The sequence below is a fragment of the Nonomuraea maheshkhaliensis genome, assembly GCF_039529435.1.
Classification (GTDB): domain Bacteria; phylum Actinomycetota; class Actinomycetes; order Streptosporangiales; family Streptosporangiaceae; genus Nonomuraea; species Nonomuraea maheshkhaliensis.
In genome coordinates, this window is the sequence record NZ_BAAAMU010000089.1 from 517 (window position 1) to 24,139 (window position 23,623).

Consider the following 23,623-nt stretch of genomic DNA (forward strand, 5'->3'; position numbering starts at 1 on the left):
GGGGGGGCGGGGGAACTCTCCCCGCCCCCTCCGGCTCGCGTTCGTTCAGGCATCCGGCCGTTCAGGCGCTCGGCCGTCCAGGCCGTTCAAGGCGCCCAGCCGTCGAGCAGTTCAGCCGTTCAGGCGGTCAGGCCTTGAGCCAGCTCATCATCGGGCGGAGCTTGGCGCCGGTCTTCTCGATCGCGTCCTCGGACAGCTCCCCGCGGTAGCGCTGGAACTCCTTCTGGCCGCCGTCGAACTCCTCGACGAGCTGCCGGGCGAAGGTGCCGTCCTGGATCTCGCCCAGGATGCGGCGCATCTCCTGACGGGTCTCGTCGGTGATGACGCGCGGACCGCGGGTGTAGCCGCCGTACTCGGCGGTGTCGGAGACCGACCAGTACATCTTGGAGATGCCGCCCTCGTACATGAGGTCGACGATGAGCTTCATCTCGTGCAGGCACTCGAAGTAGGCCACCTCCGGCTGGTAGCCGGCCTCGATGAGGGTGTCGAAGCCCGCCTTGATCAGCTCGGAGACGCCGCCGCAGAGCACGGCCTGCTCACCGAACAGGTCGGTCTCGGTCTCCTCCTTGAACGTGGTGCGCAGCGCGCCGGCGCGGGTGCCGCCGATGCCCTTCGCGTAGGAGAGCGCGAGGTCGAGCGCCTTGCCCGAGGCGTCCTTCTCGACGGCCACGAGCACCGGGACGCCGCGCCCCGCCTCGAACTGGCGACGGACGAGGTGGCCGGGGCCCTTGGGGGCCACCATGCACACGTCGACGCCCTCGGGGGCCTCGATCAGCCCGTAGCGGATGTTGAGTCCGTGGCCGAAGAACAGCGCGTCGCCCTCGACCAGATTGGGGGCGACGTGCTCGGCGTAGAGGTGGCGCTGGATGTGGTCCGGCGCGAGGATCATGGTGAGGTTGGCCTCTTCGACCGCCTCGGAGGGCGTGACCACGCGCAGGCCGTCGTTCTCGGCCTTCTCGCGGCTCTTGGAGCCCTCGGGCAGCCCGACGCGCACGTCGACGCCGGAGTCACGCAGGGAGAGCGCGTGGGCGTGGCCCTGGCTGCCGTACCCCAGCACGGCCACGTGGCGCCCCTGGATGATCGACAGGTCGGCCTGGTCGTCGTAGTAGATCTCGGTCACTTGCTAAAACCTTTCAGGCGGTACGGTCCAGTGCCCTGAGGGACCGGTCGGTGATGGAACGGGCGCCGCGGCCGATGGCCACCATGCCCGATTGGACGAGTTCTTTGATCCCGAACGGCTCCAGCACCTTGACGAAGGCCTCGAGCTTGTCGGGAGTGCCGGTGACCTCGATGGTCACCGCGTCGGCAGCCACGTCCACGCAGCGGGCCCGGAAGAGCTGGACGAGCTCCAGCACGTGGGAGCGGCTCTCGGAGTCGGCCTTGACCTTGATCAGCATCAGCTCGCGCTGCACCGACTGCGAAGGGTCCAGCTCGACGATCTTGAGCACGTTCACCAGCTTGTTGAGCTGCTTCGTGACCTGCTCAAGCGGCAGCTCCTCCACGCTGACCACGATCGTGATGCGGGAGATGTCGTCGTGCTCGGTCGGCCCGACGGCCAGGGAGTCGATGTTGAAGCCGCGCCGGCTGAACAGCGCCGACACGCGTGCCAGGACACCGGGGCGGTTCTCGACCAGCACCGACAGCGTGTGTCTACTCATCCTCGTTCTCCCACTTCGGCGCCATGTCACGGGCGATCTTGATGTCGTCGTTGCTGGTGCCCGCCGCGACCATGGGCCAGACCATCGCGTCCTGGTGGACGACGAAGTCGACCACGACGGGCACGTCGTTGATCTCCATGGCCTTCTTGATGACGGCGTCCACGTCCTCGGGACGTTCGCATCGCAGGCCCACACAACCATAGGCCTCGGCCAGCTTGACGAAGTCCGGGATGCGGCGCGCCGTCTGCAGGTCGGTGTTGGAGTAACGCTGGTCGTAGAAGAGCGTCTGCCACTGGCGGACCATGCCGAGATTACCGTTGTTGATGACGGCGATCTTGACCGGCACGCCCTCCAGGGCGCAGGTGGCCAGCTCCTGATTGGTCATCTGGAAGCAGCCGTCGCCGTCGATGGCCCACACGGTGGCGTCGGGGCGGCCCATCTTCGCGCCCATCGCGGCCGGGACGGCGAAGCCCATGGTGCCCAGGCCGCCGGAGTTGATGAACGTGCCCGGGTTCTCGTAGCCGATGAACTGCGAGGCCCACATCTGGTGCTGCCCGACCCCGGCCACGTAGTACGTGTCGGGCCCGGCGATCGCGCTCAGCCGCTCCATGACGTACTGAGGGGCCAGCGAGCCGTCCTCGAACTCGTCGTAGCCCAGCGGGTAGGTCTGCTTGTAGCCGTTGAGCACCGTCCACCAGTCGGCGTAGTCGCCCTTCTGGCCGGACGCCTCGATGGCGGCGATGAGGTCGGTGATGACCTCTTTGCAGTCGCCCACGATCGGCACGTCGGCGTGGCGGTTCTTGGAGATCTCCGCCGGGTCGATGTCGGCGTGCACGATCTTCGCGTAGGGGGCGAAGGACGCCAGGTTTCCGGTGACCCGGTCGTCGAAGCGCACGCCCAGGCCGATGATCAGATCGGACTTCTGCAGCGCGCCGACGGCCGAGACGCTGCCGTGCATGCCCGGCATGCCCATGTGCTGGGGATGGCTGTCGGGGAAGGTGCCCCTGGCCATCAGGGTCGTGATGACGGGGATGTTCGTCAGCTCCGCCAGGTGCAGCAGCTCGGCCGAGGCGCGGGACTTGTGGACGCCGCCGCCGACGTACAGGACGGGCCGGCTCGACTCCGCGATGAGCTTGGCGGCCTCGCGGATCTGCTTGGAGTGGGGCCTGGTGACCGGGCGGTAGCCCGGGAGCTGCATGGTGGGCGGCCAGCTGAAGGTGGTCTCGGACTGCAGCGCGTCCTTGGAGATGTCCACGAGAACCGGGCCGGGACGGCCGGTGGAGGCGATGTGGAAGGCCTCCATGATCGTACGGGCGATGTCGGCCGGATCGGTCACCAGGAAGTTGTGCTTCGTGATCGGCATGGTGATGCCGGAGATGTCGGCTTCCTGGAAGGCGTCCGTGCCGATGGCGGCACTGGCCACCTGCCCGGTGATGGCCACGATCGGCACCGAGTCCATGTAGGCGTCGGCGATCGGGGTCACCAGGTTGGTGGCGCCGGGGCCGCTGGTCGCCATGCACACCCCGACCTTGCCGGTGGCCTGCGCGTAGCCCTCGGCCGCGTGCCCCGCCCCCTGCTCGTGGCGTACGAGCACGTGACGGACCTTGGTCGAGTCGTAGAGAGGATCGTAGGCCGGCAGAATGGCACCGCCCGGGATCCCGAACACTGTGTCGACTCCCACGTGCTCCAGCGCCCTGACCAGGGCCTGTGCACCTGTCATCCGTTCGGTCATCGGCTCGTTCCTTGCGTGACTACTCGCTTAAGGACATAAAAAATGCCCCGCCCCGCCAGGTGGCGGGTCTGGGGCGGGGCGCAGGTCGTCGTGCTTCGCTATCGGCCTGCGCGCCGGCGAAGTACTACGAGAATCTCACTGCGAAGCATGGCTTACACCATAGCCGCTCCGAACGCCCCAGTGTCAACTTGGTGGACACATGTCTCAAACGGTGAGACTCGTCCGCCGCAGCGAGTCGACCCCACGCGCCGCCATCGGCCGCGCCACCAGGAACCCCTGCCCGCGCGTGCAGCCCATCTGCTTGAGCAGTTCGAGCTGCTCGGGGCGCTCGATTCCCTCGGCCACCACGATGAGCCCGAGGTCGTGGCCGAGCCGCACGATCGTGCGGGTGAGCAGGGTCAGCGTGTCGTCGCGGCCCAGCCCGGACACGAACGACGGGTCGATCTTGATCATGTCGACAGGAAGCTGCCGCAGGAAGGCCAGCGAGGCGTAGCCGGTGCCGAAGTCGTCGATGGCCAGGCGCACCCCGAGCGCGCGCAGCTCCGACAGCCGCTTGATCGTCTCCTCGGCGTCCTCGACCAGCATCTCCTCGATCACCTCAAGGGTGAGCGCGGCGGCGGGCAGCCCGCTCTCGGCCAGCGCCTCCTCCACGGTCTCGACGAACCTGGGTGCCATGATCTGACGCGCCGACAGGTTGAGCGACAGCCCGATGTCCCAGGACGAGGCCCGCCAGGCGGCCACCTCGCGGCACGACTCGCGCAGGATCCACTCGCTCAGCGGCACGATCAGCCCGGTGTCCTCGGCCGGGCCGAGGAACTGCTCGGGCGGCACGAACACCGACCCGCGCCACCACCGCACCAGCGCCTCGACGGCCGTCACCCGCGAGGTGGCCAGGTCGACCACCGGCTGGTACTCGATCGCGAACTGCTGCTCGATCAGCGCCCGCTGCAGGTCCGCGGCCAGTTCGAGACGGCGTACGACGTCGGCGTGCATCTGCGCGGCGAACACCTCGACCCGCCGCCCGCCCAGCTCCTTGGAGCGCGCCATCGCCACATCCGCGTTACGCATGAGGTCGCCCGCGGGCTGGTCGTCCTCCGCGAAGGCCACGCCCACGCTCGCGGTGATCGCCACGTCGCGGTCGGCGACCCGGAACGGCTCCTGCGAGACGGCGCCGACCAGCCGCTCGGCCAGATCGACCGCCACCTGCGCCTCGCCGCCGGTCTCCACGAGCACGGCGAACTCGTCGCCGCCCCACCGAGCCAGCGTGTCGTCGGGACGCACGGCCCCGCGCAGCCTGCGGGCCGCCTGCCCGAGCAGGTAGTCGCCGCTGGCGTGGCCGACCGAGTCGTTGACCGAGGTGAACCCGTCGAGGTCGAGGAAGATGACCGCGACGTTGGCCGTGCCCGACGTGCGCCCGGCCAGCACCTCGCGGGTGCGCTCCTCGAAGTAGGCGCGGTTGGGCAGGCCGGTGACGCCATCGTGGAAGGTGAGGTGGGCGACCTGGTTGCGCAGCGCCTCCTGGTCGCTGACGTCTCTGGTCGTCACCAGCATCCGCTCGTCGCCGCCGACCCTGCGGGTGGCCACGGACTCGGTGGGACGCCAGGTGCCGTCGGCCGCGCGCACCCGGCAGGCGATGAGGCAGGTGCCGGGCGCGGCGTTCTCCTCGTCGAGGTGCATGGCGCGCATGGCGGCCTGGATGCCCGGCACGTCCTCAGGGTGGATGTAGTCGAAGATCGATCCGCCGATCAGCTCGTCGGGGCAGTAGCCGTAGGTGACCTCGACCCCCGGGCCGATCTCGCGCACCACGCCCTGGTAGTCGCAGGCGAAGACCACGTCGCCGGTGCTCTCGGCCAGCTCCCTGAGCTGGCGGTCGCCCAGCTTGACCAGGCCGCGCAGGCGTACGTTGACCGCGGAGAGCACGAACAGGCGCACCAGCAGGAGCAGCACCACGGACACGGCGACCAGCACGACGCCGGTCACCGCCGGCCCCGCCTGCCCGCCGGCCTGGTGCGCCAGCAGCGTGACGGCGGCCACGGCGACCAGCGCCAGCGGCGCCACCCCGACCGCGTGACCGACGCCAGGACGGGCGGGCTCACCGGCCTTCGGGCCCCACGGGACGGCCGCCAGCAGCAGCAGCGCGACGGGCGCGAGCAGGACGCTCCACAGCTGCGGATCACCGTCCATCAGCCGGGCCACCGCCTGCCCCACGCCCGCCACGGTCATCGTGGCCAGCACGCCCACCCCGGCCAGGCCGAGCAGCCAGGACGATGACCTGCTGGTCACCACCGAAGGGATCACGGAGCAGGTCACCAGCAGCGCGATCATCGGCGGCAGCATCACCAGCGTGAAAGCGGGCGGATCGGCCGTCTCGGCGTAGACGTGGCGCAGCGCGACCACCCAGCCGACGAGAAAAAGAGAAGCGGCGCTCAGGTAGGCGTCCGTGAGCTGCCGTAAAGCGACTCTGGCCGGAAATCTGCGGTCGGCCGCGATCAGCGCGCCGCCCGCCGTGACCACCGTGCCGAGCAGCACGAACATGTCGGCGAAGCTGGCCACGAAGCCTTCGGCGACCGGCTGCAGCGCCACCCCTGCCGCCCAGATGACCGACCCGCCGCCCATCCAGCGCGCGCCCATCGCCGTCGGGCGGTGACCGGCCTGCTTCACCGAGGCGAACAGCAGGGAGCCCGCGGCGACCAGCGCCGCCAGCCCTCCGGCGACCGCGCCGGTGACCAAGGCCGGCGCCTGCGCCAGGACGGCAGCGGCGAACACCACCGCTCCTGCCGCCGCCGCGGCGGCCGGCGGCACCCGTGGATCACGCCAGCGGATCACAGTCGTTGCCCATCCCGTCTCGAACCCTGCACCTGCGACCGCCGAAGCCCGGTCGATCACTTCGCCAGTGTGTGCGGTCTCGGGTGCGCGGGTGGTGACAACGCCGATGTCGTCACCGATCTGATAACCACACAGACCATTTGCCGCCAAGAGTCCCTTGACAGTCAGTCAGGAACTCCCTGCAAACGCAACCGTACGCACCGAAGGTCACGGACCAGCCACGTTCCGGGATCCTCTCAATATGCGTCGGTGATGACGTTGACCAGCGATTCGCCGGCGAGATAGCGCTGCAACTGGGCCCTCATGAGGCGCAGCATCCGCCGCTCCGACGCGGGCGTGCTGCCCGCGACGTGCGGCGTGATCAGCAGGCCCGGCGCGCCCCAGAGGGGGTGTCCCTCGGGCAGCGGCTCGGGCGCGGTCACGTCGAGCGCGGCGCGCAGCCTGCCGTTCTTGAGCTCCGCGAGCAGCGCGTCGGTGTCGACGATTCCGCCGCGGGCGGCGTTGACGAGCACGGCGCCGTCCTTCATCCGGGCCAGGAACGCCGCGTCCACCATGCCGGCGGTGGCGGGGGTGGCGGGCACCAGCAGCACGACGACGTCCGCCTCCGGCAGCAGCACAGGCAGTTCGTCCATGGCGTGCACGCCGTCGCGGGCGCTGCGCGCCACCCGGACGACCTCCACCTCGAACCCGTCGAGCCGGCGCTCCAGCGCGGCGCCGATGGAGCCGTGGCCCACGATGAGCACGCGCGAGTCGGCCAGCACGCCGGTGTGGTGGTAGGTCCACTCCCCCCTGCGCTGCGCGTCCACGAACCCGGGGAACTCCCTGACGACCGCCAGCATGGCGCCCACCGCCCATTCGGCGGTGCCCGCGTCGTGCACGCCGCGCGCGTTGCACAGCACCGCGCCCGGGGGCATGTGGGGCCGGTACGCCTCCACGCCGGCGGTCACGGTCTGCAACAACTTGAGCGAGCCCATCCTGGCCAGAGTCCCCGGCACGTCGGGCACGGGGATGAGCGGCGGGATCCACACCTCCACGTCGCCCACCCCGTCCGGCATCGCGGACGTGCCGTCATAGACCGCACATTCGACGCCGGGGAGGTCGGACAGTACATCGGCCACCGAAACAGACGGAACCCAGGTCTTCATGCCGAGAACCTTACGACTCCGGGGTCAGTATGGAACACATGAGGAAGCTCTGGACGATCGCGCTGCTGGCGGCGCTCACCGGCTGTTCCGGCTCCTACGGTGGCGGCGCGGAGGCGCTCCCCACGGCGGCCGTGTCCGCCGGGGCCGCCCCCGGCGACCCCAGGGACGTCGTGACCGGCCTCGCCGTCCCGTGGGCGATCGCGTTCCTGCCCGGCGGCGACGCCCTCGTGACCGAGCGCGACTCGGCCCGGCTGCTGCGGGTGAGCCCGGCGGGCGCGGTGACGGACCTGGGCACGATCGAGGACGTACGGCCGGACGGCGAGGGCGGCCTGATGGGCATTGCCGTCAGAGAGGGGCGAATCTTCCTTTACCACACGGCGGATCAGGACAACCGGATCGTCCGCTACCGCCTCGACGGCGACCGCCTCACCGACCGGCGCGTCATCGTCGAGGGCATCCCGAAGGGCGGCATCCACAACGGCGGCCGCCTCGCGTTCGGCCCCGACGGCTTCCTGTACGCCACCACCGGCGAGACGGGCGACCGCGACATGGCCCAGCGGCGCGACTCGCTCGGCGGCAAGATCCTGCGCATGACCACGGACGGCGCGCCCGCGCCCGGCAACCCGTTCGGCACGCTGGTCTACAGCTACGGCCACCGCAACGTCCAGGGCCTGGCCTGGGACGACTCAGGCCGCCTGTACGCCTCGGAGTTCGGGGCCAGCACCTATGACGAGGTGAACCTGATCAAACCGGGGGCCAACTACGGCTGGCCGCAGGTCGAGGGGCGCGGCGACGACGACCGCTACACCAACCCGATCCTCACCTGGCCCACCTCCGACGCCTCGCCGTCGGGGCTGGCGTACGCGAAGGGCTCGCTGTGGATGGGCGCGCTGCGGGGCGAGCGGCTGTGGCAGATCCCGCTGAGCGGCGACGGCTCGGCCGGCACGCCCGCCGCCCACTTCACCGACCGGTACGGCCGGCTGCGCGCGGTCACCACGGCGCCCGACGGCACGCTCTGGGTCGGGACCAGCAACAAGGACGGCCGCGGCTCGGTCAGGGACGGCGACGACCGGATCATGTCCGTCACCCCGTCCTGACCACGGGCGTACATCCGCGCGGGCCCCCGGCGATCTGAGCGCCGAGGACCCGATCTCTCAGCGCGGGACGCCCGTGCAGGCGATCTGGGGTTGCGGGCGGTACTTGGTGGTCAGCTTCTTGTCTTTCTTGGCCACTTTGCCGTCCTTGTGGAACACGCGGGTCACGTCGATCGTGAACCCCTGCTGTCCCGTGGTGGGCAGGCAGCCGGGCGCGGAGCTGGTCTCGCGCCGGAACGGCGTGAAGTCCCTGCGCTCCGACTCCACGGCCTCGACCTTGTCGAAGCGCTTGGTGCTCCACAGCGTCACGGTGACGGACGTCTCGGTGGAGGCGGTCTTGATCAGCACGCCCTGGTCGGAGTCGTTGCGCCACTTCAGGTCCACGTCCGGGTAGAGCAGCGCCACGCTGCGCCCCGCCGGATAGCGCTCGGCGAAGTAGTCCATCGCCTGGTGCTCGATGTCCTCGAACCCGCCGAAGAACGCCGCGTTGTAGAGGGCCGTCGCGAACTGCGACTGGCCGCCGCCGACCACGTTCACCGTCCGGCCGCCGACGACCTGCCCGGCCTCGACGTATCCGTCCTCGATCGTCCGCTCGCCGAGGAAGTCGTTGAGCGAGAACGTGTCTCCGCGCTTGACGATGTGCCCGTCGAGCTCCTGCGCCATCCGCTGGATGTTCTTCACCCGGGGCTGGCAGCAGTCGAACGTCGAGGTGAACTGGCCCACGACCTCCCTGATGCCGAGCCCCTGGATCTCCGAGGTCTGCACGGCGGGCGCGACGGTGCCGAGCCGGACCGGGATCGTCCGGGCGCCGCCCTGGTCGAACACCTTCTCCGCGTCCCTGGCCAGCAGCTTGTCGTTGATCCCGCGTCCGACGCGGGCGGGGACCAGGACCGGCTTGCCGTCCACGATCTGGTACGTGGCGTCGCGCGGCTGCTGGGCCGCGTCCACGAGACTGCTCTCCGCGGCGGCCAGCACGGCCTTGGCGTTGAACTCGGGCACGAGCGCGCCGTCGCCGCCGGCCACGTAGGTCAGGTTGGCGGCGATCGTGGCCGGGGGAATCTGGGTCTGCTTGTCGCCGAGCGTCAGGGTCAGGGGGGCGGCGACCGCCGCCTTCGCCTTCTCGACCGCCGTCTCGACGGACTCGGGGGTGGTGACGGGCTTGGCCGGCCTGAGGGTGAGGACCACCGTGCCGCCGCCGTTGAGGAAGGCGTCGCTGATCCGCTTGACGGCGTCGTCCCGGTCGAGCAGCACGCCGTCCTGGGGCAGGTGCGCCTTGGGCACCAGACCGGTGAACGTCACCCGGCCCTCGCGCGCGCGCTTGTCGGCTGCCTCCGCCATGCCGTCCACGGTCCTGATGAGCTGGGAGGCGTCGACGGAGATCTTCGGCTGGAGCTCGGTGGTGCCGGTGAGCCCGCGCCACACCTCCTGCGGGCTGGGGAACCCGCTGGGCGCCTGCCCGATGGTGCCGACCACGTCCAGTTCGAGCCCGGCCTCGTCGGCCTGAATGGTCTCCCTGTTGTCGCCGATCTCGGCCACGACGGGCTTGCTGAGCTTGGTGGCCAGTTCGCTGCGGAGCTTGTCGGCCGCCTGCGTCACGGTGAGGCCGCCGATGTCCACCCCGGCCACGTGCGTGCCGCGTAACACCGAACCGGACATGAGCACGGCGGGCACCACGTAGGCCAGCGCCGCCAGCATCAGCACGACCGTGATCACCCCGGGCAGCAGCCGGCCGCGCTTCGGCGGCTCGGGCTCGTACGCGGGCGGCCGCTCCGGCGAACCCCCGAACGCCGGGGGCGGCGACTCCTTGCCGGCCATGGGCCAGGGTTGGGCGGGCGGCGCCACCGGCGGTAGCGCGTTCTTGCCCGAAGGTCCGCCCGGGGCGCTCGGGCCCTGGGCCGGCCGCGCCTCCTGTCTGCCCGGCGGGCCGAAGATGTCCCGGGAGACTCCCGGAGGCAGCCCTTCGATCCGCGGCTTCTTGGAGACACCCGACGTGGGGAGTGGCACCGAGGCGAACGGGTCGGTTGGTGATTCGATCGGTCCGGCGTTACGCACGCCTCAATCTCCTCCCGGTCCGCAGCCAAGTCTCAGGCAACAGTAAGGCACGCGGATCCGCATATGTCACGGGAATCGGCTACGGAAGTGTGTCAACCTAGCCACCGGTAGCGATGTTCCGGTCGTCCGGCCGTGCCGTAACGCGGCCGGAATTCGGCCTGCCCCACCGCGCAGAGGTGTTCGAGGTAGCGGCGAGCGCTCACCCGCGACAGGCCGGTGATCTCGGCGGCCTCCGCCGCCGACAGGTCGCGGCCGGCCTCGCGCAGGGTGTCGGCGACCAGCGCGCACGTGGCCGCTGACAGTCCTTTGGGCATGGCGGCCGGGCTCTTGGCCGTGCCGAAAAGCCGGTCCACGTCGTCCTGGCGCGCCTCGGCGCCGATCGCGGTCAGGCGCCGGCGGGTGTCGGCGTACTGCTGGAGGCGCTCGGTCAGGGCGGCGGCGGTGAACGGCTTGATGAGGTAGTTGACGGCGCCGCCGCGCATCGCCTCCCTGACCGTGGGCATGTCGCGGGCGGCGCTGATCATGAGGACGTCCACGTCGTGCAGGGCCTTGAGCACCTCCAAGCCCGACATGTCGGGCAGGTAGATGTCGAGCAGCACGAGATCGGGCCGCAGCTCGGCGACCGCGGCGAGCGCGTCGGCCCCGGTGTGCGCCGTCGAGACCACGGTGAAGCCCGGCACGCGGGACACGTAGCCGCTGTGGATGCGGGCCACCATGAAGTCGTCGTCCACGACCACCACACGGATCGGCGTGCGTGTCACCGTCTCGCCCCGTCCACAGCCCCGTCCTTCGCCCCATGCGCGGCCCCGTTCGCGGCGCCCTTCTTGGCGCCGTTCTTCGCCCCGTTCGCCGGGAGCAGGGCGGTGAAAACCGCGCCGCCCGAGTTCCGTACCCGGACCCAGCCGCCTCTGCGCAGGCACGCCTGCCTGGTCAGCGCCAGCCCGAGCCCGCGCGGCCCCGAATGGGCGGCCTTGGTGGTGAAGCCCTCCCTGAAGACCTCCTCCACCAGGTCGGGCGCGATGCCGGGGCCGGAGTCGCCGACCCGGACGCGCAGCCCGCCGGCGTCGGCCTGCAGCGACACCTCGATCGTGCCCTCGGCGCCGTCGAGGGCGTCTAGGGCGTTGGCGACCAGGTTGCCGACCACCAGCACCGCGTCCCTCGGGTCGCCGATCAGGCCCTCGGGCACCGAGGAGTCGTCGGAGAGCACCAGCCGGGCCCCGCGCTCGGCCGCCTCGGCCGACTTGGCCATGAGCAGCGCGGCGAGGGTCGGGTCCTGGATGCGTTCGCGCAGGTCGGTGGCGTACGTGCTGCCGGTCGTGCGGGTGATGAAGCCGATCGCCGCGTCGTGCTCGCCCAGTTCGAGCAGGCCCACCACGGTGTGCAGCCGGTTGGCGAACTCGTGCGCCTGTGCCCGCAGCGCGTCCGTGGCGCTGCTGGTGTCGTCGAGTTCGCGGGCCAGGCGGACCAGCTCGGTGCGGTCGCGCAGGGTGACCACCCAGCCGCGGTGGCGGCCGCGTACCCAGACGGGGGTGCGGTTGAGCACCAGCACCCGCTCGCCGTGCAGCACGACGCGGTCCTCGCCCGGGTCGGCGCCGCCGAGCACGTCGCGCATGCGCTCGGAGACCGGCATCTGTGTCAGGTCCGCGCCGACGTCGCCGAGCAGCTCACGGGCGGCGTCGTTGACCAGCGTGACCCGGCCGTTCAGGTCGAGCGCGAGCACGCCCTCCTTGACGCCGTGCAGCACGCCCTCGCGCTGCTCCAGCAGCGCGGCGATCTCGCGCGGCTCCAGCCCGAACGTCTGCTTGCGCACCCGCGCGGTGATCAGCGCGGCCAGCGCGAGCCCGGCCAGCAGCACGGCCAGCGCGGTCCAGATGAGCGGCGGCAGGGCGTGGGTGAGCTGGCTGTCGACCGTGGTCTCCAGCACGCCGACGGAGACGAGGCCGATGACCGTGCCGTATTCGTCGCGGATGGGCGTCTTGCCCCTGACCGTGGTGCCGATCGTGCCGGTCTCCGTGCCCACCCAGCTCCGGCCCGAACGCAGGACGAGGGTGCCGTCGGTGGACAACGTCTTGCCGATCAGCGCGGCGTTGGGGTGGGCGTAGCGCTTCTGATCGGTGTTGGCGATCACCACGTAGTCGGCGCCGGTCTCCTGCTGGACGCTCATCGCCAGCGGTTGCAGCACGCTCTCCGGGCTCGCCAGCTTGAACGCCTCGCGTACCTGCGGCAGCGCGGCCACCGACTGCGCGATGGCCAGCGCCCGCTGCTGGTAGAGCGAGTCGAGCTGATTTCTCGTGTGCTCGGCCCACACTCCCGCCGTGCCCCCGGCGGCGAGCAGCACGATCACCATCTGGAGCACGAAGAGCTGCGTCCCGAGGGACGCGTCACGCACTCGTCTCACCCTGCTCATGGAAGCAAACGGAGGTCACGTCCCGGTCGCGGCCGATACCCGCGTTCTGGCAGCGGCACTTTCGCCTCTTTCGCCGCGACCAATACGACCACTACGACGGCAACCGCGCAAAGCCTCGACGCCTCGCGCGCCGGAAATCACCATGCCAGTCCAACCTATGTGAGCACACCCCCTGGAGTGATCATGCGCTTGCGCGTATTCGCCGCACTCGCGGCACTCTCCCTCGGCGCGATGACCGGCTGCGGCGCCTCCGGCGGCACCTCGGCCGGCGCCTCCGCCTTGCGGATCATGGCTCCGGCCGCCCCCGGCGGCGGCTGGGACCAGACCTCTCGCGTGGCGGAGCAGGCGTTCAAGAGCGCCGATCCGCAGCGCAAGGTCGAGGTGTTCAACGTGCCCGGCGCCGGCGGCACCATCGGGCTGGCGCAGCTGGCCGGGGAGAAGGGCAACGGCAACCTGCTGATGACCATGGGCCTGGTCATGGTGGGCGCCATCGAGCAGAACAAGTCCAAGGTCACGCTGGCCGAGACCACGCCCATCGCCAAGCTGACCGAGGAGTACGAGCTGGTCGTGGTGCCGGCCGCGTCCCCGTTCAAGTCGCTGGCCGATCTGGTGGCGGCCTGGAAGGCCGACCCGGCGAAGGTGTCCATCTCGGGCGGCTCGGCCGGCGGCACCGACCACATCGTGGCCGGTCTGATGGCCAAGGCCGCGGGCGTGGACCCCAAGCAGGTCAACTACATCGCCCACTCCGGCGGCGGCGAGGCCCTGAACGAGCTGCTCGGCAACAAGGTCAGCGCGGGCATCTCGGGCGTGGCCGAGTTCGCCGAGCACGTGAAGTCCGGCAAGCTGCGCGCCCTGGGCGTCACCTCGGGCGAGCGGCTGCCCGACCTGGACGCGCCCACGCTGAAGGAGGGCGGTCTTGACGTGGAGCTGGCCAACTGGCGCGGCTTCGTCGCCCCCGCCGGGCTGTCCGAGGCCGACAAGAAGGCCCTGACCGACCTGGTCACCAAGATGCACGACGCGCAGCCGTGGAAGGACGCGGTGGCCAAGAACGGCTGGATCGACTCCTTCCAGACCGGGCAGCAGTTCACCGACTACCTGGCGTCCGAGCAGACCCGGGTGAAGGCGATCATCGCCGAGATGGGGCTCGTTTCCTGATGACCCGCTGGTGGCGGCCCGAGCTCGGGCTGGCGATCGTCGTACTGGTGCTGGGCGTGCTCGTCGTGGTGGGCACGCTCGACGTCTCCGCGGCGGCCTCCCAGCTCGGCATCGGGCCGAGGTTCTTCCCCATGCTGGTGGGCGGCGCCATGGTGCTCATCGGCCTGTTCTACGTCGCCGACGTCCTGCGCGGCGGGCACGGCGACCCCGAGGAGAGCGAGGACGTGGACGTCGAGGCGCCCACGGACTGGCGCGGCGTCGGGCTGGTCAGCGGCATCTTCCTGGCCTTCGCCGCACTGCTGAACGTGCTCGGCTGGATCATCGGCGCGAGCCTGCTGTTCTTCGCCCTGTCGCTGGCGCTGGGCACCGAGCACAAGTCCCGCGCGGCCGTGGTCGCGGTGGTCATGGGGGTGACGACGTACCTGCTGTTCGTCAAGGGGCTCGGCGTCACGCTGCCCGGCGGGCCGCTGGAGGGGGTGATCTGAGGTGACCTCGTTCCAGTTGCTGCTCGACGGCTTCGCCGCCGCGCTCACCCCCGTCAACCTCATGTACGCGCTCATCGGCGTCACCCTCGGCACCCTCGTCGGCGTGCTGCCCGGCATCGGGCCCGCGATGACGGTGGCGCTGCTGCTGCCGATCACCTTCACGGTGCCGCCGGCCAGCGCGTTCATCATGTTCGCCGGCATCTACTACGGCGGCATGTACGGCGGCTCGACCACGTCCATCCTGCTCAACACCCCCGGCGAGTCCGCGTCCATGATCACGGCGTTGGAGGGCAACAAGATGGCCAGGCGGGGCCGCGCCGCCCAGGCACTGGCCACGGCCGCGATCGGCTCGTTCGTGGCCGGCACCATCGCCACGGCGCTGCTGGTCGTGGCGGCGCCCGCCGTGGTCGACTTCGCCATCTCCTTCGGCCCGGAGGACTATTTCGCCCTGGCCATCCTGGCCTTCACCGCGGTCTCGTCGGTGCTGTCCCGTTCGATCGTGCGTGGCCTGGCCTCGCTCGGCCTCGGCCTGGTGATCGGCCTGATCGGCATCGACCAGCAGACCGGCCAGGCCCGGCTCACGCTCGGCATCCCGCAACTGCTGGACGGCATCGACGTGGTGATCGTCGCCGTGGGCCTCTTCGCGCTCGGCGAAGCCCTCTACGTGGCCTCCCGGCTGCGGCACGCGCCTCCGGAGGTGGTGCCGGTCGGGCGGGCGTGGATGGGCCGTACGGACTGGCGCCGCTCCTGGTTCCCGTGGCTGCGCGGCACCGCCCTGGGCTTCCCGTTCGGCGCCCTGCCGGGCGGCGGGGCGGAGATCCCCACCTTCCTGTCGTACGCGGCCGAGAAGCGTCTGGCTCGCGGCACGGCCCGCGAGGAGTTCGGCAACGGGGCCATCGAGGGGGTGGCGGGTCCCGAGGCGGCCAACAACGCCTCGGCGGCCGGCACCCTCGTCCCGCTGCTCACTCTGGGCCTGCCCACGTCCGCGACGGCCGCGATCCTGCTGGCCGCCTTCCAGCAGTACGGCCTGCAGCCCGGCCCCCAGCTCTTCGACCACAACCCGGCGCTGGTCTGGGGCATGATCGCGTCGCTGTTCATCGGCAACACGATGCTGCTGGTGCTGAACCTGCCGCTGGCTCCGCTGTGGGCCAAGGTGCTGCGCGTGCCCCGGCCGTACCTGTACTCCGGGATCGTGCTCTTCGCCGCCCTCGGCGTCTACGCGCTGAACGGCACCGTGGTGGACCTGTTCGTGCTGTATCTGCTCGGCCTGCTCGGCTACGCCATGCGCCGTTTCGGCCTGCCCGTCGCCCCGGCAGTGATCGGCATGATCCTGGGGCCGATGGCGGAGATCCAGCTACGGCGGGCGCTGGCGATCGGGGCAGGGGACGTGAGCGTGCTGGTCGGCAGCCCGGTGGCGGTCGTGCTGCTGGTGCTGGCCGCCCTCGCCCTGCTCACCCCGCTGTTCAGGAAGCTCGCGGGCCGCCGCCGCGAGAACGCGGCCACGTCGGCCGGGGAGTAACGGACGACTCCCCGGCCGAGCACCCGGCCCCGTCGATCCACCCGGACCGACGGGCCCGCCTGCTGCCGTACCGAAAGCCCGGACATTCACCCCGGAACACCCGGGATACCCGCGCGAGGACGGGTACCCCGGCACGGGCTCTACTCCTGGACGCCGAGCTTCTCCAGGATCAGCTGCCGGGCGCGGGCCGCGTCGGCCTTCCCCTTGCTCGCCCGCATCACGCCACCCACCAGCGCACCGGCGGCGGCGATCTTGCCGGAGCGCACCTTCTCGGCCGCGTCGGCGTTGTCGGCCAGCACCTGGTCGATGATCGCCGACAGCTCGCCCTCGTCGTTGACGATCTTCAGCCCGCGGCTCTCGACCACCTCGTCCGGCGTGCCCTCGCCGGCCATCACGCCTTCGAGCACCTCGCGCGCCAGCTTGTCGTTGAGCGCGCCGGAGGCCACCAGCTCGGTCACCCTGGCGATCTGCTCGGGGGTGATGGGCAGGTCGGACAGCGGCGTGCTGGTCTCGTTGGCCCGCCGCGCCAGCTCACCCATCCACCACTTGCGCGCGTCGGCCGCGGGAGCGCCGGCCGCGACCGTGGCCTCGACCAGCTCGATGGCGTCGGCGTTGTGCATGGCCTGCATGTCGAGGTCGGAAAGGCCCCACTCGGCCTGCAGCCGCTTGCGCTTGACCGACGGCAGCTCGGGCAGCGCCGCCTTCAGCTCGGCCACCCAGGCGCGGTCGGGCGCGATCGGCACCAGGTCGGGCTCGGGGAAGTAGCGGTAGTCCTGCGCCTCCTCCTTGGACCGGCCGGACGTGGTGCCGCCGGTGTCCTCGTGGAAGTGGCGGGTCTCCTGAACGATCTTCCCGCCCCCGGCGAGCACGGCGGCCTGCCGCTCGATCTCGCTCCTGACGGCCCGCTCGACGCTGCGCAGCGAGTTGACGTTCTTGGTCTCCGTACGGGTGCCCCACTCGGACGAGCCGCGCGGCATCAGCGAGACGTTGACGTCACACCGCAGCGACCCCTCCTCCATGCGCACATCGGAGACACCCAGCGAACGCATGACCTCCCGCAGCTCGGTCACGTAGGCCTTGGCCACCTCGGGCGCCAACCGGTCGGTGCCGGGGATGGGCTTGGTCACGATCTCGACCAGCGGGATGCCGGCCCGGTTGTAGTCGACGATCGAGTAGTCGGCCCCGTGGATGCGACCCGTCGCGCCGCCCACGTGCGTGGACTTGCCGGTGTCCTCCTCCAGGTGCACCCGCTCGATCTCGATCCGCACGGTCTTGCCATCGACCTCGACGTCGAGGTAGCCGTCGAAGCAGAGCGGCTCGTCGTACTGCGAGATCTGGTAGTTCTTCGGCATGTCCGGATAGAAGTAGTTCTTCCGGGCGAAGCGGCACCACTCGGCGATGGAGCAGTTGAGCGCCAGGCCGATGCGGATCGTCGACTCGATCGCGGCGGCGTTGGCCACCGGCAGCGCCCCGGGGAACGCCAGGCAGGTCGGGCAGACCTGCGTGTTGGGCGGGGCGCCGAAGGTCGTCTTGCAGCCGCAGAACATCTTCGACTTGGTGCCCAGCTCGACATGCGTCTCCAGGCCGAGCACCGGCTCGAACCGGTCGAGCGCTTCGTCGTACGGCATGAGCGTACCGGCAGTCATGGTGAGGTCCTTAGTTCAGATCGTTGCGTTTCAAGCTATCGCTTCGGCGCTCAGAGAAAGCCATGGTTCCTCAGCGCCTTGGAGGTGGCGTCCACCCATGCGGGATACGCCGGCAACCGGGCCAGCACGGACAGGTCCACGTGGTCACCGGCGAAGGCGAAGTGCTCCGGTGCCTTCCGGTGGGAGACACCGGAAAGCACCGCTCTCAGCACGGCTTTGGGGTCGGAGATCCGCTCCGCGTCCCGGGGTCTGACGGGCAGGTGGCTGACGTCCGTGCCTGGCACCCCGGCCCATACGTCGGCATCGGCGAGCAGCCACGCCTCCGTCTCCCGGACCGGGACCGAGGGGACGGCGGAGTCTTCCGCGTGCCTGTCCGTCTTGGCCCGCTCGCGGTGATCGCTGTGCAGAAAGATCACGTGACGATCAGCCGCGAGCTCCTCGATGGCCTGCCTGATCCGTGCGTCGTCCTTGATCATGCCGCATGAGCCGTGCTGGCCGGACTGCACGTCCACAGGACGTGGCGCGTGGTCCGTCAGCGCGCGGAGCTGCCGCCCGATGACAGGTCCGAGGAAGAGCGCATCGGTGTCGCCTTCGGTGATCAGCCCGGGGACGAGTGGCCGGCTCATGGCTGCCCTACCGTGCTCGGATAGGTACGAACCTGGCGCGGGGCGACGAAGGTGCCCGGCTCGCCTTCCTGGCGTACCGGCTTGGCCACGGTGACGCGGGAGCGGGGGGCTGCCGCCGCCCGTCCGCCAGGCCGAGTCGAGGAAGACCAGCGCGTCAGGAGCAGCCTGGTAGAGGCTCGACACCGCGACGGGCGAGTGGGTCGTCAGGATGACCTGCCGCCACAACCTCCCTGATCGTCCCACCCGCTGCGAGATCCGTTCGAGCAGCTGCCCGAGCCTGCTGGGGTGCAGGCCGTTCTCGATCTCCTCCACCATGAGCGGACCGGCGCAGGACTCGTCGTAGAGCGCCGCCAGCAGGGCGAGCACCCTGAGCGTGCCGTCGGAGGCCGGCCGAGCCGGCATGGGCTCGTGATCGACGAGGAGGTCGAACGACCGCTCCTGCTGCCGATCGTCCAAGATCGGGCGCACACCCGTGACGTCCGGCACCGGTGCGGACAGATCCACCATCAGGTCGTCCAGCGCGCCTGTGCTTTCCATCCGGCCCAGCACGGCCGCCAGGTTGCCCGCGTCCTCGGTGAGCGGCTGGTGGTCGAACGCCGTGACCGGCCGCCGCATGGCCTGCGGGTCCGGGACGTGGAAGTGCCACGAAGCCACCTCCAACGGCCACACCTTCTGGCGCGCCTTCTCCGGCGACACCTCAGGAGACCAGTCGCCCGATTCGCGACGGGCCTCCATCACGGCGCGGGTGTTCTCGTTCCGGCCCTCGACGCTCACCTCCGCCTCCACCCGGACGGCGAACCGCGACACCGGAGGGCAGCCCGCCGGCTGGTGGAAGAGCTCCTGCGGCTTGCCCCGCCGCGCGTCGAGCAGCGGGTCCGCGCCTCGCGTGTGCGGCAGGCCGGCGCCGATCGCCGCGCGGGCGAAGGCCGGGGCGTCCAGCAGGTTGGACTTTCCGCTCGAATTGGGCCCGACCGGGGCGAGGAACGGCGGCACGTCGAGGGTGAAGTCCAGGAAGGACTTGAAGCCGTCGATCTCGATGCGCGTGAGCATGCCGCCGTCCCCCTCTCGTCCTACAGTTCCGGCGCCCTGGACAGCAGGCCGCCGCCCCAGTGGCTTTCCAGGGCCTGCTCCACGGCGGCGCCGACGCGGTAGCAGCGGTCGTCGCCCAGGACCGGGGCCATGATCTGCAGGCCCACCGGCAGGCCGTCCTCGTCGGCCAGGCCGACCGGGACCGACATGGCCGCGTTGCCCGACAGGTTGGACGGGATGGTGCACAGGTCGGCGAGGTACATCGCCATCGGGTCGTCGGTGCGCTCGCCGATCGGGAAGGCCGTGGTGGGCGTGGTCGGCGAGACCAGGACGTCGACCTGCTGGTAGGCGGCCTCGAACTCGCGTGAGATGACCGTGCGCACCTTCTGGGCCTGGCCGTAGTAGGCGTCGTAGTAGCCGCTGGACAGCGCGTACGTGCCGAGCATGATGCGCCGCTTGACCTCGGGGCCGAAGCCGGCGGCCCTGGTCAGCGCCATGACCTCCTCGGCGCTGCGGGTGCCGTCGTCGCCCACGCGCAGGCCGTAACGCATGGCGTCGAAGCGGGCCAGGTTGGACGAGCACTCCGAGGGCGCGATCAGGTAGTACGCCGGCAGCGCGGTCGTGAACGACGGGCAGGAGACCTCGACGACCTTGGCCCCGAGCGACTCCAGGAGGTGCACGGCCTCGTTGTAGCGGGCCAGGACGCCGGGCTGGAAGCCCTCGCCGGCGAACTCCTTGACCACGCCGATCCGCATGCCGGAGACGTCGGGGTTTCTGGCGGCCTCGACCACCGAGGGCACCGGGGCGTCGACCGAGGTGGAGTCCATCGGGTCGTAGCCGGAGAACGCCTCGTGCAGCAGCGCCGCGTCGAGCACGTTGCGGGCGAACGGGCCCGGCGTGTCGAGCGAGCTGGCGAAGGCGATCAGGCCGTAGCGGGAGGAACCGCCGTAGGTCGGCTTCATGCCCACGATGCCGGTCACCGAGGCGGGCTGCCTGATGGAGCCGCCGGTGTCGGTGCCGGTGGACAGCGGCGCCTCGTAGGCGGCCACGGCGGCGCTCGACCCGCCGGACGAGCCACCGGGCACCTTGCTCAGGTCCCACGGGTTGTGGGTCACCTGGTAGGCGGAGTTTTCCGTGGAGGAGCCCATGGCGAACTCGTCGAGGTTGGTCTTGCCCAGGATGACCAGGCCGGCCTCGCGCAGGCGCGCGGTGACGGTCGCGTCGTAGGGGGGCCGCCAGCCTTCGAGGATCTTGGAAGCGGCCGTCGTCGGCATGTCGCGCGTGGTGAAGATGTCCTTGTGCGCGATCGGCACTCCGGCCAGCGGGCCGAGCTTCTCGCCGGCCCTGATCCTGGTGTCGACGGCGCGCGCCTGCTCGATCGTCGTCTCGCGATCGACGTGCAGGAACGCCTTGACCTTCGGCTCGACCTCGGCCATCCGGTCGAGGTGCGCCTCGGCCACCTCGACGGCCGACACCTCGCCCGCGGCGATCAGCGAGCCCAGCTCGGCGGCGGTCTTACGGATCAGACTCATGCCTCCTCCCCGAGGATGCGCGGCACGCGGAAGCGGTCGTCCTCGACGGCGGGGGCGCCGGAGAGCGCCTGGTCGGGCGTCAGGGACTGTCGCACCTCGTCGGCACGGAAGACATTGGTCAGCGGAAGCGCGTGCGACGAAGGCGGCACGTCGTCGGCGGCGACCTCGGACACCTTGGCGACCGACTCGATGATCTGGTCGAGTTGGGTGGCGTAGTGGTCGAGCTCGTCGTCGGTGAGCGCCAGCCTGGACAACCGGGCCAGGTGTGCGACCTCGTCGCGGGTTATGGCGGACATGAGTCGTTGAACCCGTTTCGTGGATGGAGTCTGTGGACACTGCCATCCTAGGGGGCTTGACGTATTGGGCCCGAACGGTTAACTCGACGGCAACACGCGGCGTCGCACGAGGCAACGCGTCCGGCGGTCGCGCCGTGGTGGCGGGTCAGGCGGATCAGGCGTGTCAGGCGCGTCAGGCGGAGCTGCTGACCTCGGGCTGGTAGCCGTACTCCACCGACGGGTCCGCCTGCTCGCGCAGCCAGGCGGTGGCCTCGGCGGCCGGCAGGGGGCGGCAGAACAGCCAGCCCTGGCCGACGTCGCAGCCCATCTCCGCCAGCCGGATCGCCACCTCGTCCGACTCCACGCCCTCCGCGACGGACCTCAGCCCGAGCGAGCGGACGAGGTCGACGATGGAGCGGACGATCCGGTAGTCGTCCTCCGACTCGGCGATCCTGCGGACGAAGGAGGCGTCGATCTTGACCTCCGACACGGCCAGCCGCTGCAGGCGGATGAGCGAGGAGTACCCGGTGCCGAAGTCGTCGATGGCCAGCGGGACGCCGAGGGTGGCCAGCGCCTTGATGGTCTCCTGGGTGTAGGCCTGGTCGCCGGTCAGGATGCGCTCGGTGACCTCCAGCTGGACGGCCGCGGGCGGCAGCCCGTAGCGGGCCAGCCCGACCTCCAGCTGATCGGGCAGGGCCGAGGCGAGCAGGTCGCGGGCGGAGATGTTGACCGAGATCTGCACCCGCAGCCCGCTGTGCCACCAGGCCGCGGCCTGCTTCAGTGCTTCCTCGATCACGTACGCGGTGAGCTGCCGCATCAGGTACGACTGCTCGGCCAGCGGCACGAACTCCGACGGCCCGATCGCCCCGTGCACCGGATGCCGCCAGCGCACCAGCGCCTCCACGCCCTGGACGTCCCCGGAACGCAGCCCGACCTTGGGCTGATAGTGCAGGCGCAGCTCGCCGTTGTCGATGGCGCGGCGCAGGTCGCCGAGGAGCGTGAGACGTTCGGGGGAATTGCGGTCCTTGTCGGCCTGGTAGAGCTCGACGCCGGTGCGTCCCTCCTTGGCCAGGTACATGGCCACGTCGGCGCGCTGGAGCAGCAGCTCGAAGTCGGGCGCGTGGTCGGGATAGAGGGCGATCCCGACGGAGCCGTCGAGGTCGAAGGTCATGCCCTCCAGGCGTACCGGCTCGGTCAGCGCCGCCCGCAGCCGGGCCGCCACCTCCCTGGCGGCGTGGGCGTCCCTGATCGAGGGCAGCAGCACGGCGAACTCGTCGCCGCCCAGCCGGGCCACGACATCCCCGGGACGCACGGAGTGGGTCAGCCGATGGGCGACCATCTGCAGCAGCCGGTCGCCCACGGGATGGCCCATCGTGTCGTTGACCTCCTTGAACCGGTCGAGGTCGAGCAGGAACAGGCCGACCCGCTCGTCCTGGCGCACCTCGGCCAGCGCCTCCTCGGTGCTGACGATGAGCATCTTGCGGTTGGGCAGCCCGGTGAGCTCGTCGTGCAGGGCCTGGTGGTCGCGGCGCATGGACAGCGTGGCGGTGAAGTAGACGGCGGCCAGGGGGGCGACGAACAGGGGCACGAGGCCGGGCGAGTGGTTCATCACCACGACGACGAGGGGCGCGAGGCCCAGCAGCCCGGCGTACACGAGGCTCTGGGGGCCGGCGGTGGCCCGCAGCACGCGCGTGATCGAGCGCCGCTCGTGCAGCGCGACCGCGCCGGAGACGAGGGTGGCCCTGGTGACGAAGTAGGCCACCCCGGACAGCCCGATCGGCAGCAGGTCTCCGCCGCCCGGCACCCACGGCCTGGCCGGGCTCGGCATGATCCCGAACGTGCCCAGCACCACGGCGGCGGCGGTCAGGGCGAGCGTCGACTGAGCGATGTTGAACATGACCCGATGCCACGACCTGCGGGTCACGACGCCGTTGATGGTCACCGCGACGGCCTGCATCAGCACCGCCACCGGCAGCCCGAAGTGCAGCAGCACGGCGAAGTTGAACATGGTGGACGGGTAGGTGCCGCCCACGGTGGTCGCGGACGACACCATCACGGGCCGCAGCTCGCCCAATATCACCAGCACCGCGAGCACCCAGAACAGCGGTCCGCGGGCCAGCTCGGCCAGGCCGGCGGGGTCGAGCCTGAGCATGGCCACCAGCAGGGCGGTGAAGCCGATCACGGTGATGCCCGCGAGGAACCCCCACAGCGGCGTGCCGACGCGTGGTCCGGTGTCGCGGGTGTCGGTTGGGTCAGTCATCGGTAACAGAACCCCCATTAGGTCACTATGGGAGGGTACGACCTTCACCCCACTTCGCGAAACCAAGCGGGTACGTTCCGTAGTGTCTCTTATCCGACATATACCCAAAAAGCACCCTCAGTAGCAACCCGTGCACGCTACGACCCGGTAACCGCCGGAAACACCGATGGGGCCCGCCCGCA

The 23,623-nt window shown here is 70.6% G+C and carries 17 protein-coding genes; 4 read left to right on the plus strand and 13 right to left on the minus strand.

The features are described 5' to 3' along the window. Window positions 1-127: 127 nt before the first annotated feature. From ilvC to ABFX54_RS40100, 5 genes are all read right to left on the minus strand, one after another. Window positions 128-1,111 (minus strand): ketol-acid reductoisomerase, encoded by a 984-nt coding sequence (ilvC, locus tag ABFX54_RS40080; RefSeq protein ID WP_346112096.1) that lies wholly within the window; start codon window positions 1,109-1,111, stop codon window positions 128-130. Window positions 1,112-1,133: 22 nt separating this feature from the next. After that, a complete protein-coding gene (gene ilvN, locus ABFX54_RS40085; RefSeq protein ID WP_346112063.1) occupies window positions 1,134-1,658 on the minus strand; it encodes an acetolactate synthase small subunit in 525 nt (174 codons plus the stop codon). Beyond that, entirely contained in the window at window positions 1,651-3,390 is a 1,740-nt protein-coding gene (locus tag ABFX54_RS40090) for an acetolactate synthase large subunit (protein WP_346112064.1), read from the minus strand. The genes ilvN and ABFX54_RS40090 overlap by 8 nt, the downstream gene beginning before the upstream one ends. A gap of 204 nt (window positions 3,391-3,594) precedes the next feature. After that, window positions 3,595-6,156, minus strand: coding sequence for a putative bifunctional diguanylate cyclase/phosphodiesterase (locus ABFX54_RS40095; protein WP_346112065.1), 2,562 nt, complete (start codon window positions 6,154-6,156; stop codon window positions 3,595-3,597). A 296-nt stretch (window positions 6,157-6,452) separates the two neighbouring features. Further along, complete coding sequence (locus ABFX54_RS40100; protein ID WP_346112066.1) at window positions 6,453-7,361, minus strand: 2-hydroxyacid dehydrogenase; 909 nt, start codon at window positions 7,359-7,361, stop codon at window positions 6,453-6,455. Window positions 7,362-7,399: 38 nt separating this feature from the next. On the opposite strand from ABFX54_RS40100, the gene ABFX54_RS40105 reads away from it, so the two are divergent. Then, window positions 7,400-8,458, plus strand: coding sequence for a PQQ-dependent sugar dehydrogenase (locus ABFX54_RS40105; RefSeq protein ID WP_346112067.1), 1,059 nt, complete (start codon window positions 7,400-7,402; stop codon window positions 8,456-8,458). Window positions 8,459-8,515: 57 nt separating this feature from the next. On the opposite strand, the gene ABFX54_RS40110 is transcribed toward ABFX54_RS40105, so the two are convergent. The 3 genes from ABFX54_RS40110 to ABFX54_RS40120 all read right to left on the minus strand — a co-directional run bounded on the left by ABFX54_RS40110 (window position 8,516) and on the right by ABFX54_RS40120 (window position 12,896). Beyond that, window positions 8,516-10,507, minus strand: a complete 1,992-nt coding sequence (locus ABFX54_RS40110; RefSeq protein WP_346112068.1) for a VanW family protein — start codon at window positions 10,505-10,507, stop codon at window positions 8,516-8,518. A gap of 92 nt (window positions 10,508-10,599) precedes the next feature. Next, window positions 10,600-11,268 (minus strand): response regulator, encoded by a 669-nt coding sequence (locus ABFX54_RS40115; RefSeq protein ID WP_346112069.1) that lies wholly within the window; start codon window positions 11,266-11,268, stop codon window positions 10,600-10,602. Continuing rightward, the gene (locus tag ABFX54_RS40120) at window positions 11,265-12,896 is read right to left on the minus strand and encodes an ATP-binding protein (protein WP_346112070.1); all 1,632 of its coding nucleotides are present in this window, start codon (window positions 12,894-12,896) and stop codon (window positions 11,265-11,267) included. The genes ABFX54_RS40115 and ABFX54_RS40120 overlap by 4 nt, the downstream gene beginning before the upstream one ends. Window positions 12,897-13,097: 201 nt before the next feature. Between ABFX54_RS40120 and ABFX54_RS40125 the strand changes: the two genes are divergently transcribed. The 3 genes from ABFX54_RS40125 to ABFX54_RS40135 are packed head-to-tail and all read left to right on the plus strand — an operon-like array spanning window position 13,098 to window position 16,073. Continuing rightward, the gene (locus ABFX54_RS40125) at window positions 13,098-14,069 is read left to right on the plus strand and encodes a Bug family tripartite tricarboxylate transporter substrate binding protein (protein ID WP_346112071.1); all 972 of its coding nucleotides are present in this window, start codon (window positions 13,098-13,100) and stop codon (window positions 14,067-14,069) included. After that, window positions 14,069-14,554, plus strand: a complete 486-nt coding sequence (locus ABFX54_RS40130; RefSeq protein ID WP_346112072.1) for a tripartite tricarboxylate transporter TctB family protein — start codon at window positions 14,069-14,071, stop codon at window positions 14,552-14,554. Before ABFX54_RS40125 ends, ABFX54_RS40130 begins: the two co-directional genes overlap by 1 nt. Window position 14,555: 1 nt before the next feature. Beyond that, a complete protein-coding gene (locus ABFX54_RS40135) occupies window positions 14,556-16,073 on the plus strand; it encodes a tripartite tricarboxylate transporter permease (RefSeq protein WP_346112073.1) in 1,518 nt (505 codons plus the stop codon). Window positions 16,074-16,213: 140 nt separating this feature from the next. On the opposite strand, the gene gatB is transcribed toward ABFX54_RS40135, so the two are convergent. From gatB to ABFX54_RS40160, 5 genes are all read right to left on the minus strand, one after another. Continuing rightward, window positions 16,214-17,719, minus strand: coding sequence for an Asp-tRNA(Asn)/Glu-tRNA(Gln) amidotransferase subunit GatB (gatB, locus tag ABFX54_RS40140; protein ID WP_346112074.1), 1,506 nt, complete (start codon window positions 17,717-17,719; stop codon window positions 16,214-16,216). Window positions 17,720-17,769: 50 nt separating this feature from the next. Further along, entirely contained in the window at window positions 17,770-19,395 is a 1,626-nt protein-coding gene (locus ABFX54_RS40145) for an AAA family ATPase (protein ID WP_346112075.1), read from the minus strand. Window positions 19,396-19,415: 20 nt separating this feature from the next. Beyond that, window positions 19,416-20,906, minus strand: coding sequence for an Asp-tRNA(Asn)/Glu-tRNA(Gln) amidotransferase subunit GatA (gene gatA / locus ABFX54_RS40150; RefSeq protein WP_346112076.1), 1,491 nt, complete (start codon window positions 20,904-20,906; stop codon window positions 19,416-19,418). After that, a complete protein-coding gene (gene gatC, locus ABFX54_RS40155) occupies window positions 20,903-21,202 on the minus strand; it encodes an Asp-tRNA(Asn)/Glu-tRNA(Gln) amidotransferase subunit GatC (protein WP_106249377.1) in 300 nt (99 codons plus the stop codon). The genes gatA and gatC overlap by 4 nt, the downstream gene beginning before the upstream one ends. 172 nt (window positions 21,203-21,374) lie before the next feature. Then, window positions 21,375-23,441 (minus strand): putative bifunctional diguanylate cyclase/phosphodiesterase, encoded by a 2,067-nt coding sequence (locus ABFX54_RS40160; protein ID WP_346112078.1) that lies wholly within the window; start codon window positions 23,439-23,441, stop codon window positions 21,375-21,377. Window positions 23,442-23,623: the final 182 nt, after the last annotated feature.